Source organism: Saccharothrix saharensis, from assembly GCF_006716745.1.
Classification (GTDB): Bacteria; Actinomycetota; Actinomycetes; order Mycobacteriales; family Pseudonocardiaceae; genus Actinosynnema; species Actinosynnema saharense.
Genome location: NZ_VFPP01000001.1, coordinates 5,991,727 through 6,007,683, shown reverse-complemented (window position 1 = coordinate 6,007,683; position 15,957 = coordinate 5,991,727). Strand labels below are relative to the sequence as shown.

Annotated in this window: 13 protein-coding genes; 4 read left to right on the top strand and 9 right to left on the bottom strand. The window is 72.7% G+C overall.

Annotated features, from left to right (window positions below):
- Positions 1-11 precede the first annotated feature (11 nt).
- Positions 12-1,067 carry a peptide chain release factor 1 gene (prfA, locus tag FHX81_RS27065; RefSeq protein ID WP_246107989.1) on the bottom strand — a complete coding sequence of 352 codons (1,056 nt, stop codon included), beginning with the start codon at positions 1,065-1,067 and terminating at the stop codon, positions 12-14.
- A gap of 99 nt (positions 1,068-1,166) precedes the next feature.
- Positions 1,167-1,379, bottom strand: a complete 213-nt coding sequence (gene rpmE / locus FHX81_RS27060; RefSeq protein WP_106613749.1) for a 50S ribosomal protein L31 — start codon at positions 1,377-1,379, stop codon at positions 1,167-1,169.
- A gap of 247 nt (positions 1,380-1,626) precedes the next feature.
- On the opposite strand from rpmE, the gene FHX81_RS27055 reads away from it, so the two are divergent.
- Entirely contained in the window at positions 1,627-2,037 is a 411-nt protein-coding gene (locus tag FHX81_RS27055) for a hypothetical protein (RefSeq protein ID WP_141980858.1), read from the top strand.
- 66 nt (positions 2,038-2,103) lie between these two features.
- On the opposite strand, the gene rho is transcribed toward FHX81_RS27055, so the two are convergent.
- The 6 genes from rho to argS all read right to left on the bottom strand — a co-directional run bounded on the left by rho (position 2,104) and on the right by argS (position 10,865).
- Positions 2,104-4,149, bottom strand: a complete 2,046-nt coding sequence (gene rho / locus FHX81_RS27050) for a transcription termination factor Rho (protein ID WP_141980857.1) — start codon at positions 4,147-4,149, stop codon at positions 2,104-2,106.
- Between the two features lie 344 nt (positions 4,150-4,493).
- Positions 4,494-5,384, bottom strand: a complete 891-nt coding sequence (thrB, locus tag FHX81_RS27045) for a homoserine kinase (RefSeq protein WP_141980856.1) — start codon at positions 5,382-5,384, stop codon at positions 4,494-4,496.
- A complete protein-coding gene (gene thrC / locus FHX81_RS27040) occupies positions 5,381-6,439 on the bottom strand; it encodes a threonine synthase (protein ID WP_141980855.1) in 1,059 nt (352 codons plus the stop codon). The genes thrB and thrC overlap by 4 nt, the downstream gene beginning before the upstream one ends.
- Before the next feature lie 41 nt (positions 6,440-6,480).
- The gene (locus FHX81_RS27035; protein WP_141980854.1) at positions 6,481-7,788 is read right to left on the bottom strand and encodes a homoserine dehydrogenase; all 1,308 of its coding nucleotides are present in this window, start codon (positions 7,786-7,788) and stop codon (positions 6,481-6,483) included.
- A 3-nt stretch (positions 7,789-7,791) separates the two neighbouring features.
- Positions 7,792-9,216 (bottom strand): diaminopimelate decarboxylase, encoded by a 1,425-nt coding sequence (gene lysA / locus FHX81_RS27030; protein ID WP_141980853.1) that lies wholly within the window; start codon positions 9,214-9,216, stop codon positions 7,792-7,794.
- Positions 9,216-10,865 (bottom strand): arginine--tRNA ligase, encoded by a 1,650-nt coding sequence (gene argS / locus FHX81_RS27025; RefSeq protein WP_141980852.1) that lies wholly within the window; start codon positions 10,863-10,865, stop codon positions 9,216-9,218. The genes lysA and argS overlap by 1 nt, the downstream gene beginning before the upstream one ends.
- A gap of 170 nt (positions 10,866-11,035) precedes the next feature.
- On the opposite strand from argS, the gene FHX81_RS27020 reads away from it, so the two are divergent.
- The 3 genes from FHX81_RS27020 to FHX81_RS27010 all read left to right on the top strand — a co-directional run bounded on the left by FHX81_RS27020 (position 11,036) and on the right by FHX81_RS27010 (position 14,572).
- Entirely contained in the window at positions 11,036-11,857 is an 822-nt protein-coding gene (locus FHX81_RS27020; protein ID WP_141980851.1) for a thioredoxin-like domain-containing protein, read from the top strand.
- A gap of 2 nt (positions 11,858-11,859) precedes the next feature.
- Entirely contained in the window at positions 11,860-12,549 is a 690-nt protein-coding gene (locus tag FHX81_RS27015; protein WP_141980850.1) for a DUF305 domain-containing protein, read from the top strand.
- A 142-nt stretch (positions 12,550-12,691) separates the two neighbouring features.
- Positions 12,692-14,572, top strand: a complete 1,881-nt coding sequence (locus FHX81_RS27010) for an acyl-CoA dehydrogenase family protein (RefSeq protein WP_141980849.1) — start codon at positions 12,692-12,694, stop codon at positions 14,570-14,572.
- Positions 14,573-14,804: 232 nt separating this feature from the next.
- Here the strand turns inward: FHX81_RS27010 and FHX81_RS27005 are convergent, their stop codons facing one another.
- Positions 14,805-15,956, bottom strand: coding sequence for an ROK family transcriptional regulator (locus tag FHX81_RS27005; RefSeq protein WP_141984157.1), 1,152 nt, complete (start codon positions 15,954-15,956; stop codon positions 14,805-14,807).
- Position 15,957 lies beyond the last annotated feature (1 nt).

The window sequence follows — 15,957 nt, the reverse complement described above, 5'->3', positions numbered from 1 at the left end:
TCGTCCTCGCCTCACCCGCCGGCGAGCCGCTCCGCGCGGTCGGCCGACGCCAGGGCGTCGAGCAGCGCGTCCAGGTCGCCGTCGAGAACCTGATCCAGGTTATGGGCTTTGTACCCAACCCGGTGGTCGGAGATGCGCGATTCCGGGAAGTTGTAGGTCCGGACCCGCTCGGAGCGGTCCACCGTGCGGATCTGCGAGCGCCGGGCGTCCGACGCCTCCTGCTGCTGCTTCTCCTCGGCCAACGCGGTCAGCCGGGCCTGCAGCACCTGCATGGCGCGGGCCTTGTTCTGCAGCTGGCTGCGCTCGTTCTGGCAGGAGACCACGATGCCGGTCGGCAGGTGCGTGATGCGCACGGCCGAGTCGGTCGTGTTGACGCTCTGCCCACCCTTGCCCGACGAGCGGAACACGTCCACCCGCAGGTCGTTCTCGTCGATCTCGACCTCGACCTCGTCGAGCTCGGGGAACACCAGGACGCCGGCGGCGGAGGTGTGGATGCGGCCCTGCGACTCGGTCACCGGGACCCGCTGCACGCGGTGCACGCCACCCTCGTACTTCAGCCGCGACCACACGCCCTCCGGCGTGTCCGCACGGCTCTTGATGGCCACCGTGACGTCCTTGAAGCCGCCCAGGTCGGAGTCCGTGCCGTCGAGCACTTCGGCTTTCCACCCGTGGCGTTCGGCGTACCGCAGGTACATGCGCAGCAGGTCGCCCGCGAACAGCGCCGACTCCTCGCCGCCCTCACCGGACTTGATCTCCAGCACGACGTCCGCACCGTCGTGCGGGTCGCGCGGCAGGAGCAGCTCGGTCAGCTTCGACTCGAGCACCGGGACGGCCTTGCCCAGCTCCTCGGCCTCCTCGGCGAACACCGGGTCCTCGGCGGCCAGCTCGCGGGCGGTCTCCAGGTCGGACCTCGCCTGCTCCAGCTCGCGGGCCGCCTTCACGATCGGGGTCAGCTCGGCGTAGCGCTTGCCGAGCTTGCGCGCGCCCGCCTGGTCGGCGTGCACCGAGGGGTCGGCGAGCTTGGCTTCCAGCTCGGCGTGCTCGGCCAGCAGGGCGTCCAGCGTCACGATCTTGCTCCGGTCTCAGCGTCTGGCGAGAGGTGCTTCGGGGTGTGGAGACGACAACGGCGCCCACCCGCGCACTCGGGGTGGACGCCGTTCTGGCAGCTACTTGGCGCGCTTGCCGTAGCGGGCCTCGAAGCGCGCGACCCGGCCACCGGTGTCGAGGATCTTCTGCTTGCCCGTGTAGAACGGGTGGCAGTTGGCGCAGATCTCGACGTGGATGGCGCCGGACGTCTTGGTGCTGCGGGTGGTGAAGGTGTTGCCGCAACCGCAGGTGACCTCGGTCGTCACGTACTCGGGGTGAATGCCGGTCTTCAACGTCTTGTCCCTTTCCTAAGTGGCCGCCGGGTCCTCGTTGGGGTTCTTCGAGGTGAACCGGAGCCGGACTCGACCCGACAGTGTGCCAGATCGGCTGTCACCGGCTGCAACGCCAGGGCTGCCACGCTTGTTCCCGGTGGGGAGCGTCACAACCGTTCGCCGATGGTGGTCGACCATTCGGCGCACGAGGTAACCGCTGAACTACAGAGAGCAGCAAACGTCGTTGCGCGGACGCCACACTGGCCGGGTGTTGTGCACTGTCGGGCGTCCCCTGCCGCTGGCCACGTGGCTGGCCGTGCCCCTCCTGTTCAGCATCGCCGTCCTGGGTCTCACCGGAGTGGGTGGCCTGCTGCTGGGTGCGCCGGGCTCCCTCACCCTGTCGAGCCCCGTGTTCGGCGCGGGCGTCGCCGTCGGCGTCGCGACGTCGAGCTCCGTGCTGTGGACCGCCCGGTGGCAGCGCGCGTGGCTGCGCTGGCCGTACCTGGTCGCCGTGCTGACCCTGGGCGTGCTGCTGCACGGCGTGCGCGTGCCCGTGGTGGCCGTGGTCGGCGTCGGCGTGCCGGTCACCGTGCTGCTGGTCACCGGGTACTTCCTCGAACGCCGCCGCACCGCCGCGCTGGCCGAGGCCGGCCTGGCGTCGGCCGCCCCGCCCTGCTGATCCCCGGAACGCCCGAAGGCCCGCCCGGCGCGGTGCGCGCCGGACGGGCCCGTGGGTCGCACGCGGTCAGTCGTTGTCCGCGCCCGGGGTGGTCTTGGCCACCTGCATCAGGAACTCGATGTTCGTGCGGCTCTTGCGCAGGCGGTCCAGCAGCAGGTCGATGGCCTGCTGGCTGTCCAGGGCGTGCAGCACCCGGCGCAGCTTGTGCATGACCGCCAGCTCGTCCGGCGAGAGCAGCAGGTCTTCCTTGCGGGTGCCGGACGAGTCGACGTCCACCGCCGGGAAGGTCCGCTTGTCCGCGATCTTCCGGTCGAGCTTGAGCTCGGCGTTGCCGGTGCCCTTGAACTCCTCGAAGATCACGCTGTCGCCCGCGGACCCGGTCTCGACCAGGGCCGTCGCGATGACGGTCAGCGAGCCGCCGCCCTCGATGTTGCGGGCCGCGCCCAGGAACCGCTTGGGCGGGTACAGCGCGGTCGAGTCGACACCACCGGACAGGATCCGGCCGCTCGCGGGGGCCGCGAGGTTGTAGGCCCGGCCCAGGCGGGTGATCGAGTCCAGCAGCACGACCACGTCGTGACCCATTTCGACCAGGCGCTTCGCCCGCTCGATGGCCAGCTCCGAGATCGTGGTGTGGTCCGACGGCGGCCGGTCGAAGGTGGAGGCGATGACCTCGCCCTTCACCGACCGCTGCATGTCGGTGACCTCTTCGGGGCGCTCGTCCACCAGCACCACCATCAGGTGGCACTCGGGGTTGTTCTTCGTGATCGCGTTGGCGATCGACTGGAGCACCGAGGTCTTGCCCGCCTTCGGCGGCGACACGACGAGGGCGCGCTGGCCCTTGCCGATCGGCATCACCAGGTCGATGACGCGCGTGGTGAGGATGTGCGGTTCCGTCTCGAGGCGCAGGCGCTCGTTCGGGTACAGCGGCGTCAGCTTGGTGAAGTCCGGCCGGTTGCGGGACTCCTCCGGGTCGAGGCCGTTGATCTTGTCCACCCGCACCAGGGGGTTGAACTTCTGGCGCTGCTGCTCGCCGTCGCGCGGCTGCCGCACGGCGCCGATCAGGGCGTCGCCGCGGCGCAGCCCGTACTTGCGGACCAGCGACAACGACACGTACACGTCGTTCGGCCCGGCCAGGTAGCCCGAGGTGCGGACGAACGCGTAGTTCTCCAGCACGTCGAGGATGCCCGCCACGGGCAGCAGGACGTCGTCCTCGCGCACCTCGGTGTCGGTGGCGGGACCGCCGTCCTCGCCGCGGCCACCGCGACGGCGGCGGTCGCGGAAGCGACGACCGCGCCGGCCGCCGTCCTCGTCGCCGTCGTCCGGGCCGCTCTGCTGGCGGTTGCGGTTCTGGTCGCGGTCACGGCCACCCCGGTCGCCGCGGTCGTCCCGGCCACCCCGGTCCTGCCGGTCGCCGCGGTTGCCCCGCTCGCCCCGGTCCTGGCGCTGTTCGCGCTGCTCCGAGCGGTCGGACCGGTCACCCCGGTCGGACCGGTCGCCGCGCTCGGACCGGTCGCCCCGGTCCTGGCGCTCGGTGCGGTCCTGGCGCTCGGTGCGCTCGGCGCGCTCCGGACGCTCGGCCTGCTGGCGGTCGCCCTGGACGCGCTCGGCCTGCGGCGCGTCCGCGGCCGGCGCCTCGGGGCTGCCCGCGGGACGGTTGGCGGAACGGCGGCGGCGGTTGCCGCGCCGGCCACCCTCCTCGTCGGCGGGGCGGTCGGTCACGTCGAGCTGCTGCTGGGTGGGCTTGTCCACCGCGGCGGGCGCCTCGACGGCCTTCTCCACCGCGGGTGCCTTCCCGGCGGCCGCCTTCGGGGCCTCGGCCTTCTTCTCGGCCTTGGGCGGCGTCGCGGCACTGCCCCGACCGGAGGTGCCGCCCTGCCGCTCCTTGATGGCGGCGATCAGGTCGCCCTTGCGGAGGCCGGCCGTGCCGGTGATGCCCAGCTGACCTGCGAGTTCACGGAGTTCGGCCAGCACCATTCCAGAGAGGCCCGCGCGCTTGCGCGGCGTGGCGCTGCCGTTCGAAGGGGTGGTCAGAGCGTTCTCCTCGGCTCCGGAACTGGCAGCGGGGTTGGGAGCAGCAGGAGCTTGGCTGCTCAGTACATCGGTGTTGGTCACACATGTCCTTCCTGACCGGAGCGCGCCTCCTACGCGATCCAGCGGACCTGCCGTCCGACGGAATGCGGCGCGGCAGTTTCGTCCCGGTTCAGGCGGACCTGGCGACGGCGCGGAACGCGCACGAAAGCGGAGTCCTCCGGTGCGGGACTTCGGTCACACGGCGAGCGGGTGCCTTCCAGCGTCGGCCCCGTCCATACGGCACAGAGCCAAGTCACTGGAGGAATGCGATCCGGAACGAACGTCCGGGCACCACACCGGCGCCCGTGCGCGCGGTGACTGATGGCCCCGAGGGTAGACGCCGGTCCGGCCGGGTGCAACAACCGGGGTGCGGCGCGTCGCGTCACTCAGCCGAGTGGCGCAACCCGGACCCCGCCCAGGTCGACCGGCACCGAACGGGTCTCGAACCCGGCCGTGTCCACCCGGGGCGGGACCACCCCGTCCGGTGGCAGGGCCAGGACCGTGGGTCCCGCCCCGGACACCGCGGCCGCCACCCCCGCCTCCCGCAACGACCGCACCAGGCGGGTCGTCGCAGGCCACGCGGGTTCCCGGTACGGCTCGTGCAGCCGGTCGTCCAGCGCGTCGAGCAGCAGCGAGGGGTCCTTCGCGAGGGCGTGCACGGCCAGCGCGGACCGGCCCGCGGCGAACGCGGCGTCCTCGTGCGGCACCTTCGACGGCAGCAGGCCCCGGGTGGTGTGCGTGGACGACTCCTCCGCCGGCACCAGCACGACCGGCGTCACGCCGGGGTGCGGCTCCACGCGGACCGCGCGGTAGCGGTCACCGTGCGTCCACGCGATCGCCACGCCGCCGAACATGGCCGCCGCCGCGTTGTCGGCGTGGCCCTCGAACTCCGCGGCGAGTTGCAACGCGCTCGTGTCCGACTCGCGACCCGCGAGGGCGAACCCGGCCGCCACGCCCGCCACGACCGCCGCCGCCGACGAGCCGAGGCCCCGGGCGTGCGGGATGGCGTTGCGGCACGTCAGCCGCAGCCCCGGCACCTCGACCCCGACCAGCTCGCAGGCCGCCCGGAACGCCCGCACGACCAGGTGGCGCTCGTCGGTCGGCACGTCGCCGGCGCCCTCGCCGGACACCTCCACCGCCAGCCCGCCGCCGGTCACGGCGAACTCCAGCTCGTCGTGCAGGGCCAGCGCCATGCCCAGCGCGTCGAACCCCGAGCCGAGGTTCGCGGTGGACGCGGGGACGGTGACGCGGAGCGCGCGGACGGCCGGGGCCGTCACGCCAGCTCCAGGGCGGTCGCGACGGCGCCGGGGTCCACCGGCACCGGCTCCACCCGGGGCATGCCCAGCAGGGCCGTGTCGGGGTCCTTCAGGCCGTGGCCGGTGACCGTGCAGACGACCGTGGAGCCCTTGGGCAGCCGGCCGTCGGCGGCCGTGGCCAGCAGGCCCGCCACGCTGGTCGCGGACGCGGGCTCGACGAAGATGCCCTCGGTCGAGGCCAGCAGCCGGTAGGCCTCCAGGATCTTCTCGTCCGTGACCGCCTCGAACAGGCCGCCGGACTCCTCCTTGGCGGCCACCGCGCCGGTCCACGACGCCGGGCTGCCCACCCGGATGGCGGTCGCGATGGTCTCCGGGTTCGCCACCGGCTCGCCCAGCACCAGCGGCGCGGAGCCCGCGGCCTGGAAGCCGAACATGCGCGGCGTCGAGGCCGTCACGCCGTCGGCGTGGTAGTCCGAGTAACCGCGCCAGTACGCGGTGATGTTGCCCGCGTTGCCGACCGGCAGGCAGTGGACGTCGGGCGCGCGGCCCAGCACGTCGCAGATCTCCCACGCGGCGGTCTTCTGGCCGATCAGCCGCACCGGGTTGACCGAGTTCACCAGCGTGATCGGGTACTCGGTCGACGTCTTGGAGGCCAGCTCCAGGCAGTCGTCGAAGTTGCCGTCGATCTGGAGGATCTTCGCGCCGTGCGCCACCGCCTGGGCGAGCTTGCCCAGCGCGATCTTGCCGCGCGGGACGAGCACCGCGGCGGTGAGGCCCGCCTTGGCCGCGTACGCCGCCGCGCTGGCCGACGTGTTGCCGGTCGACGCGCAGATCACCGCGCGGATGCCGCTGGCCAGCGCGTGCGTCATGGCCACGGTCATGCCGCGGTCCTTGAACGAGCCGGTCGGGTTCGCACCCTCGACCTTGACGTAGACCTGGCAGCCGGTGAGCTCCGACAGGTGCTCGGCGGCCACCAGGGGCGTGCCGCCTTCGTGGAGGGTGACGACCTCGGCGCCCTCGGGGAGGTGGATCCGGTCCGCGTAGGCGTGGATGATGCCGGGCCACCCCGGCCGCACTGTCGTTCGGTTGTCGGCTCCGCCGACGGTCGCTTGCGGCGTCAACTCTCTTCGCCTTCCACCCTCATCACGCTGACCACTTCCCGAACCACGGGCAGCCCGCCGATTTTGTCGACGGTCGACCGCAGCGCCGCGTCGGTCGCGGCGTGGGTGACGATCACCAGGCTGGCGTCGTCGACCCGGCCCTCCTGCCGCACCGCCGCGATGCTCACGTCGTGCTCCGCGAACACCGCCGCGACCTGCGACAACACGCCCGCCCGGTCGGCGACGTCGAGGCTGATGTGATACCGCGTGGGCGTCTGGCCCATCGGCCGCACGGGCAGGCCGGCGTAGGCCGACTCGCGCGGGCCGCGGCCGCGGTGCGTCCGGTTGCGCGCCACGGCGACGAGGTCGCCGAGCACCGCGCTGGCCGTCGGCGCGCCACCCGCGCCCTGGCCGTAGAACATCATCTCGCCGGCCGCGTCGGCCTCCACGAACACCGCGTTGAACGCGCCGTGCACGCTCGCCAGCGGGTGGGAGGTCGGGATCATCGCCGGGTGCACCCGCACGGAGATGCCCTCGCCGTCGTCGTGCGTGACCCGCTCGCAGATGGCCAGCAGCTTCACCGTGCGGCCCAGCGCCTTGGCGGCGGCGATGTCGGCGGCGCTGACCGACGCGATGCCCTCGCGGTGCACGTCGGCGGCCGTGACGCGGCTGTGGAAGGCCAGCGACGCGAGGATGGCGGCCTTGGACGCGGCGTCGAACCCGTCGACGTCCGCGGTCGGGTCGGCCTCGGCGTACCCGAGCCGGGTCGCCTCCTCCAGGGTCTCGGCGTAGCTCGCCCCGGTGGAGTCCATGCCCGAGAGGATGAAGTTCGTGGTGCCGTTGACGATGCCCATCACCCTGGTGATGCGGTCACCGGCCAGCGACTCGCGCAGCGGCCGCAGCAGCGGGATCGCGCCCGCGACCGCGGCCTCGAAGTACAGGTCCGCGCCGGAGCCGTCGGCGGCCTCGAACAGCTCGGCCGAGTGCTCGGCCAGCAGCGCCTTGTTCGCGGTCACCACGGACTTGCCCGCGCGCAGCGCCGAGAGCAGCAGCGCGCGGGCGGGCTCGATGCCGCCGATGACCTCCACGACCACGTCCACGTCGTCGGTCGTGACCAGGGCCTCGGCGTCGGTCGTGAGCAGCTCGGCCGGCACCTCGCGGTGCTTGTTCGGCTTGCGCACGGCGATGCCGGCCAGCTCGACCGGCGCGCCGACGCGTGCGGTCAGGTCGGCCGCCTGGTCGATGAGCAGCCGGACCACCTCGGTGCCGACGGTGCCGCAGCCCAGCAACGCGACCCGGATCGGTTTGCCCTCGTGGCTTGCCACTTCTCATACCTCCAGGCGGAACAGGTCTTCCTCGGTCTCCCGGCGCAGCAGCAACCGGGCCTGGCCGTCCACGACCGCGGTGAGCGCGGGCCGGGGGAGTCGGTTGTAGCCGCTGGCCATCGAGTAGCAGTACGCGCCGGTGGCGGCGACCGCGATCAGGTCGCCGGGCGCGAGGTCGTCGGGCAGCCAGCAGTCGCGCACGACCACGTCGCCGGACTCGCAGTGCTTGCCCACGACCCGGCACAGCACGGGCCGCGCGTCCTCGCCCGCGGCGCGCGAGACCAGCTTGCAGTCGTAGACCGCGTCGTAGAGCGCGGTGCGGATGTTGTCGCTCATGCCGCCGTCCACGCTGACGTACCGGCGGACCACGCCCGCGTCGAGCTGGACGTCCTTGATGGTGCCCACCTCGTACAGCGTCACCGTGCCGGGGCCGACGATGGCGCGGCCCGGCTCGACCGCGATCTTCGGCGCGGGCAGCTCGGCGTGCTCGCACTCCTTGGCCACGATGTTCTGCAACTGACGGGCCAGCTCCGCGGGCGGCGGCGGGTCGTCGTCGGGGGTGTAGGCGATGCCGAGGCCGCCGCCGAGGTCCACCGTCGTGACGTGATCGAGGATCGCGTCACCGTGCTCGTCGCGCAGCTCGGCGAGCAGCCCGATGACCCGGCGCGCGGCGACCTCGAACCCGCTGGCGTCGAAGATCTGCGAGCCGATGTGGCTGTGCAGGCCGATCAGCCGCAGGCCTTCGGACTTCAGCACCCGGCGGGCCGCCTCGGCCGCGTCGCCGGAGGACAGCGAGAAGCCGAACTTCTGGTCCTCGTGCGCGGTGGCGATGAACTCGTGCGTGTGCGCCTCGACGCCGACCGTCACCCGGATCATCACCGGCTGCACCCGGCCGCGCTCGCGGGCCACCTGGTCGAGCCGGGCGATCTCGTAGAACGAGTCCAGCACGACCGCGCCGACACCGGCCTCGACCGCGGCGGTCAGCTCGGCCACGGACTTGTTGTTGCCGTGCAGCGCGATGCGCTCGGGCGGGAACTCCGCGCGCAGCGCCACGGCCAGCTCGCCGCCGCTGGCCACGTCGATGCTCAGGCCCTCCTCGGCGACCCACCGGGCCACCGCGACGGACAGGAACGCCTTGGACGCGTAGTGGACCCGGGTCGGGTCGCCGAACGCCTCGGCGTGCTCGCGGCAGCGGGCGCGGAAGTCGGCCTCGTCCATCACGAACAGCGGGGTGCCGTGGTCCTGGGCGAGCTGCCGCACGTCCACGCCGGCGAACCGCACCGCGCCGTCGTCGCCGCGCTCGGCGTTGCGCGGCCAGACCTGCGGGTGCAGCGCGTCCAGGTCCCGTGCGGACGAGGGCCGGTTGCCGGCGGTGTTGGCGGGGACGAGGACGTCGGCGTGCCGGGGACCGGCCGGGTGCGCGCGCATCACATGCGCTCCGGCGCGGTCACGCCCAGCAGCGCGAGGCCGTTGGCGAACACCTGGCGCGTCGCCGTGCACAGGCTCAACCGGGCCCGCTGGACCTCGGTCGCCTCGTCGTCGCCGCGCGGCAGCACGCGGCACTCGGGGGTGTCGTAGAACCGGTGCAAGGTGCCTGCCAACTCCTCCAGGTATCGCGCGATGCGGTGCGGTTCGCGCAGCTCACCGGCGGTGGCGACGACGCGCGGGAACTCGCCGACGGTGCGGATCAGGTCGCCCTCGCGGTCGTGCCGCAGCAGCTCGAAGGACTCGTTCCCGGTCATGCCCAGGTCGGCCGCGTTGCGCAGCACCGAGCAGATCCGCGAGTGCGCGTACTGCACGTAGAAGACCGGGTTGTCGTTGCTGCGCTTGCGCAGCAGGTCCAGGTCGATGTCGAGGGACGAGTCGACCGACGACCGGCTCATGGCGTACCGGGCGGCGTCCACGCCGACCGCGTCCACCAGGTCCTGCATGGTGATCACGGTGCCCGCGCGCTTGCTCATCCGCACCGGCTTGCCCTCGCTGACCAGGTTCACCATCTGCCCGATCAGCACCTCCACCGACGCCGGGTCGTCGCCCAGCGCCGAGGCGGCGGCCTTGAGCCTGCCGATGTAGCCGTGGTGGTCCGCGCCGAGCATGTAGATGCACAGGTCGAAGCCGCGCGACCGCTTGTCCACCAGGTACGCGATGTCACCGGCGATGTACGCCGGGTCACCGTCGCTCTTGATGACCACGCGGTCCTTGTCGTCGCCGAACTCGGTGGACCGCAGCCACCACGCGCCGTTCTCGAAGTACAGCGCACCGGAGCCCTTGAGCTGCTCGACGGCCTTCGTGACCGCGCCCGACCTGTGCAGCGAGTCCTCGTGGAAGAAGACGTCGAAGTCGGTGCCGAAGTCGTGCAGGTCCTTCTTGATCTCCTCGAACATGAGGTTCACGCCGATGCGGCGGAACACCTCGTGCGAGTCCTCGCCGGTCAGCGCGCCGGGCTCCTGCCGGAGCACCTCGGCGGCGATGTCGCCGATGTAGCCGCCCGCGTAGCCGTCCTCCGGCGCGGGCTCGCCCTTCGCGGCGGCGATCAGGGACCGGACGAACCGGTCGATCTGCGCGCCCGCGTCGTTGAAGTAGTACTCGCGGGTGACCTCGCCGCCGTTGGCGGTGAGGATGCGGCCCAGCGCATCGCCGACCGCGGCCCAGCGGGTGCCGCCCAGGTGGATGGGGCCGGTCGGGTTCGCCGAGACGAACTCCAGGTTGATCCGGGTGCCGGCGAGCTGGTCGCCGCGGCCGTAGGCCTCGCCCGCCGCGAGCACGTCGCGCACGATCGCGCCCTGCGCGTCCGCGGCGAGCCGCAGGTTCAGGAAGCCCGGGCCTGCGACCTCGACCGACGAGATGGCGTCGGTGCCGGTCAGCGCGTCGGCCAGCCAGCCGGCCAGGTCGCGGGACGTCACGCCGACCTTCTTGGCGGTCTGCAGGGCCAGGTTCGTGGCGTAGTCGCCGTGCTCGGGGTTGCGGGGGCGCTCGATCGTGACCGCCGTGGGCAGGGCGGCGGGGTCGAGGCCGCGGGCGGACAGCACGTCCACGGCCGTCGCACGGACCAGTTCAGCGAGCGCAGCGGGAGTCACCCGGCAAGTCTAGGGAAGCGTTCCCGCTGGTCTCGACCGGGATGGGCGTCCCGCGCAGTGGGATCGACCACGGGCCGTGACCACCCGCTGTGACGGGCAGTTGACGGTGATCAGACACAGTATCCCTACACTGGCCCGCGGCATGGGCGTATGACGGAACTGAGGCGGACATGACCAGCGGCAAGAAGACGAAGGCCGCGCGCTCCAGCGTTGCGGCGGCGCGCTCCTCGGTGGTGGCCAAGAAGCCGAAGCCATGGGGCACCATCCTCGCGGTGGTGGCCGTGCTGGCCCTGGCCGGCACCGTGTTCGGCTACGCGTTCTCGCAGATCTCCGAGCAGAACGCGAAGGAAGAGGCGCTCGCCGAGTGGACGCCGTCCGAGGAGAACAAGGACCCCTCGGACAAGATCGCGGGCGTGGTGAAGGTCGACTACGAGGCGAGCAAGCACGTCGACGCCACGCAGCGGGTCGCCTACGACCAGTCGCCGCCCTTCGGCGGTCCGCACGACAACGTGTGGGCCGACTGCACCGGCACGGTGTACGACAAGGCCGTCCGCAGCGAGAACATGGTCCACCCGCTCGAGCACGGCGCCGTGTGGATCACGTACAACCCGGACCAGGTCAGCGGTGAGGCGCTGGACAAGCTGAAGGCGCGCGCCGACGGCCAGCCGTTCACCATGCTGTCGCCGTACCCCGGCTTGGACAAGCCGATCTCGTTGCAGTCGTGGGGCCACCAGCTCAAGCTGGACAGCGCCGACGACGAGCGCATCGACCAGTTCATCCAGTCGCTGCGGCGCAACCAGTACACCTACCCGGAGGTGGGCGCCTCCTGCGAGTCGCCGACCTTCGACGTCGCCAACCCGCCCGCGTTCGTGGCCGAGGCGCCGGGCCCCGACGCCGTCCCGATGAGCGGTGGCACCGACGCGGCCACGCAGGAGAGCGGCACCCCGTCCGCCTCCGACGCGCCGGCCGCCAGCTCCACGCCGGGCAGCTGACCGTGGTCGACGCCGAGCAGGAGGAGGTCGCCCCCACCCGCGGGGTGACCGCGACCAGGGCCGTCGTCGTGACGGTGGCCGTCCTGGCCGTCCTCCTGCTCGGCGCCGCCATCGGCCTGCTGATCAAGCTGCCGGGCGCGGACCACAGCGCCACGCCCCCGCGCGACTCCGTGGACGTCGGGTTCACGCAGGACATGTCGGCGCACCACCTCCAGGGCGTGCAGATGGCCAACATCGCCCGCGACCGGACCGCCGACCCGGCCATCCAGCAGCTCGCGTTCGACATCTCGTCCACGCAGCTCGAGCAGGTCGGCCGGATGAAGGGCTGGCTGTTCCTCTGGGGCTACCCGGAGCAGTCGCCCGACGGCAGGCACATGTGGTGGATGACCTCCTCCACCCACGGCCACTCCGGGGCCGGGTCCGCCGACTCGGGCGCGATGCCCGGCATGGCCACGCCGCAGGAGATCGCGAAGCTGCGGACGTTGAGCGGCGTCGAGTTCGACGTGTACTTCCTCCAGCTGATGCTGCGCCACCACCAGGGCGGTGCGCCGATGGCCGACTACGCGGCCACGCACGCCGGCCAGGGCGTCGTGCGCACGCTCGCGGACAACATGCTCAAGTCGCAGACCGGCGAGAGCACGTACATGCAGCAGCTCATCACCGAGCGCGGAGCCGCTCCCCTGCCGAGCTGACCGGGCGCGGGCGTTTCACGTCACCCGATCGGGGCTACCCACCGGTAGTAACGTGAATCACGCCCGCGCGGCCGCCGTCGACCCGCGGGCGACCGAGCCCGCCGCCTGCGGAGCAGCGGCGATCCAGCACGGAGGCCGCGCAGTGGGTCCCGATCGGCACGTCGACGAGCGCACCGCCCGCAAGGTCGCCGAACAGGCCCGCGAGACCCGGTGGCGCCACCCGAGCTTCGGCCGCGAGCTCTTCCTCGGCCACTTCCGCCTCGACCTCATCCACCCGCACCCCAGCGGCTCGGCCGAGGACCGGGAGCGCGGTGAGACGTTCCTCGCCGCGCTGCGCGAGTTCTGCGAGCACACGGTGGACGGCGCGGTCATCGAGCGGGACGCCCGCATCCCCGACCACGTGCTCACCGAGCTCAAGCAGCTCGGCGCGTTCGGCATGAAGATCAAGCGCGAGTACGGCGGCCTCGGGCTGTCCCAGGTGTACTACAACCGGGCGTTGATGATGGTCGGCTCGGCCAGCCCGGCGCTGGGCGCGATGCTCTCCGCGCACCAGTCGATCGGCGTGCCGCAGCCGCTGGCGCTGTTCGGCACGCCGGAGCAGCGGCGGGAGTACCTGCCGCGCTGCGCGACCGGTGCGATCAGCGCGTTCCTGCTCACCGAGCCGGACGTGGGCAGCGACCCGGCCCGCCTGGGCACCACGGCCACGCCCACCGACGACGGCTACGTGCTCGACGGCGTGAAGCTGTGGACGACGAACGGCGTGGTGGCCGACCTGCTGGTGGTGATGGCGCAGGTGCCGGGCAGGGGCATCAGCGCGTTCGTGGTCGAGGGCGACTCGCCCGGCATCACGGTGGAGAGCCGCAACGAGTTCATGGGCCTGCGCGGCCTGGAGAACGGCGTCACCCGGTTCCACCAGGTCCACGTGCCGAAGGCGAACCTGATCGGCCGGGAGGGCGCGGGGCTGAAGATCGCGCTCACCACCCTCAACACCGGCCGGCTGTCGTTGCCCGCCCTGTGCGCCGGGGCGGCGAAGTGGAGCCTGAAGATCGCCCGCGAGTGGTCGGCCGAACGCGTGCAGTGGGGCCTGCCGATCGGGAAGCACGAGGCCGTCGCGGGCAAGGTCGCCTACATCGCGGCCACCGCCTACGCCCTGGAGGCCGTGGTCGACCTGGCGAGCGAGCTGGCCGACGCGGGCGGGCACGACATCCGCATCGAGGCGGCGCTGGCGAAGCTGTACGGCTCGGAGATGGCCTGGCTGGTCGCGGACGAGCTGGTCCAGCTCCGCGGCGGTCGCGGCTACGAGACCGCGGCGTCCATGGCGGCCCGCGGCGAGCGCGGCGTGCCGGCCGAGCAGATGCTGCGCGACCTGCGGATCAACCGGATCTTCGAGGGCTCGACCGAGATCATGCACCTGCTGATCGCGCGGGAGGCGGTGGACGCCCACCTGGCCGTCGCCGGTGACTTCATCGACCCGGAGGCCGACGCGAAGCGCAAGGCCCAGGCGCTGGCCAGGGCGGGCGGGTTCTACGCGAAGTGGCTGCCGACGCTGGTCGTCGGCAAGGGCCAGGTGCCGCGCGCGTACGCCGAGTTCGGGCCGTTGGCCGGGCACCTGCGGTTCGTCGAGCGGGCGAGCCGCAGGCTGGCCAGGCAGACGTTCTACGCGATGTCGCGCTGGCAGGGCCGGCTGGAGCGCAAGCAGCGGTTCCTGGCGCGGGTCGTGGACATCGGCGCGGAGCTGTTCGCGATCAGCGCGGCGTGCGTGAAGGCGGCGGCGGACGGCGACCGGGCGGTGGAGCTCGCGGACGCGTTCGCGGCGCAGGCCAGGGTGCGGGTGGACGAGCTGTTCGACCGGCTGTGGCGCAACTCGGACGACTCGGACGCGGCGTTGGCGCGGCACGTCCTGGACGGCCGGTTCACGTGGCTCGAAGAAGGGGTGGTGGACCCGTCCAGCCCGGGGCCGTGGATCGCGGACTCGACGCACCGGGCGTCCACCGCGCCGGACGTGCACCGCAAGACGCCGTGACGGTGTCCCCGCCGGGGGAGGTGTTGTACACGGGGCAGGTGTTGGCGGGCGCGGCACCTGCCCCGTGGCACGGTCGAAAGGGGACCACGTCCCCCGTACTCCCCTTTCGACTCCCCTTCTAACAACGGAAGGAACAACACCCTCCAGGAGGAGGTAACCGTGACGCTACGTCATTACCGGCCAGTTGGAACCTACGACTTTTGAGTGAATCACCCAGGTGAGGGACGCTCGACTACTCTCGGAGAGTGACTGACCTCCGACGGTCGAACACCAAGTCGCGCGCCGACCGCAACCCCACCTCGATCGCGCCGCTGAGCACCGCGCCGTCACCCAGCTCCCCCGCCACGATCCGCGGCACGAGCGGCGTCATCCGCCGCAACGCGGCTTCCATCGGCTCCTGCAGCAGGTCGGTGTTGCTGCCGACGCCGCCGCCGAGCACCACCAGCTCCGGGTCGACCACCGCGACCACCGACGCCACCACGAACGCCAGCCGCTCCGCCTCGTCGCGCACCGCCGACAGCGCCCGCCCGTCACCCGCCTTCGCCGCCGCGAACACCTCCCGCGCCGACCGCGCCGACAGGCCGCGCTGCTTCGCCAGCGCCACCACGGACCCCGCCGCCGCCGCGGCCTCCACCTGGCCGCGCTGCCGACCGTCCTCTTCGGACTGACCGCTGAACGGCAGGTAACCGACCTCGCCCGCGGCGCCGTGCGCGCCGCGGAACAGCCGGCCGTCCACCACGATCCCCATGCCGATCCCGGTGCCGACGGTGAGGCACACGAACACCTCCGCGCCCCGCGCCACGCCGTGCGCCTGCTCGCCGACGGCGGCCAGGTTCGCGTCGTTCTCCACCACCAGGCCCGGACCCAGCTCGGCCTCCAGGTCGTCGAGCAGGCCGGGCCGCTCCCAGCCGGGCAGGTTCGGCGCGTGGTGCAGCGTCCGGCCGCGCGGGTCGGGCACACCGGGTGTGCCGACCACCTTCACCACCGGGTCGGCCAGCGCCAGCCCGGCCTCGGCCACCGTGCGCTCGGCCAGCTCCCGCACCGTGCGGACCAGCGCCGTCGCCGAACGGCACCGGTTGCGCTCGTCCACCCGCGCGATCACCGCACCGGCCAGGTCCGCCACCGCCACCCGGATGCGCTGCCTGCCGATGTCCACCCCGAGCACGTGCCCCGCCGCCGGGTTCGGCTCGTAGACCACCGCCGACCGGCCCGGACCCGCCGACGTGCGGCCGATCGGGCGCACCAGGCCGTGCTGCTCCAGGTCGACCAGCGCCTGGCCCACGGTCGGCTTGGACAGGCCGGTGTCCTTGGCGATCTGCGGCCTGGTCGCCGGGCCGCCCGCGCGCAGCCGGTCGAGCACCGCGCGCTGGTTGAGCACGCGCATG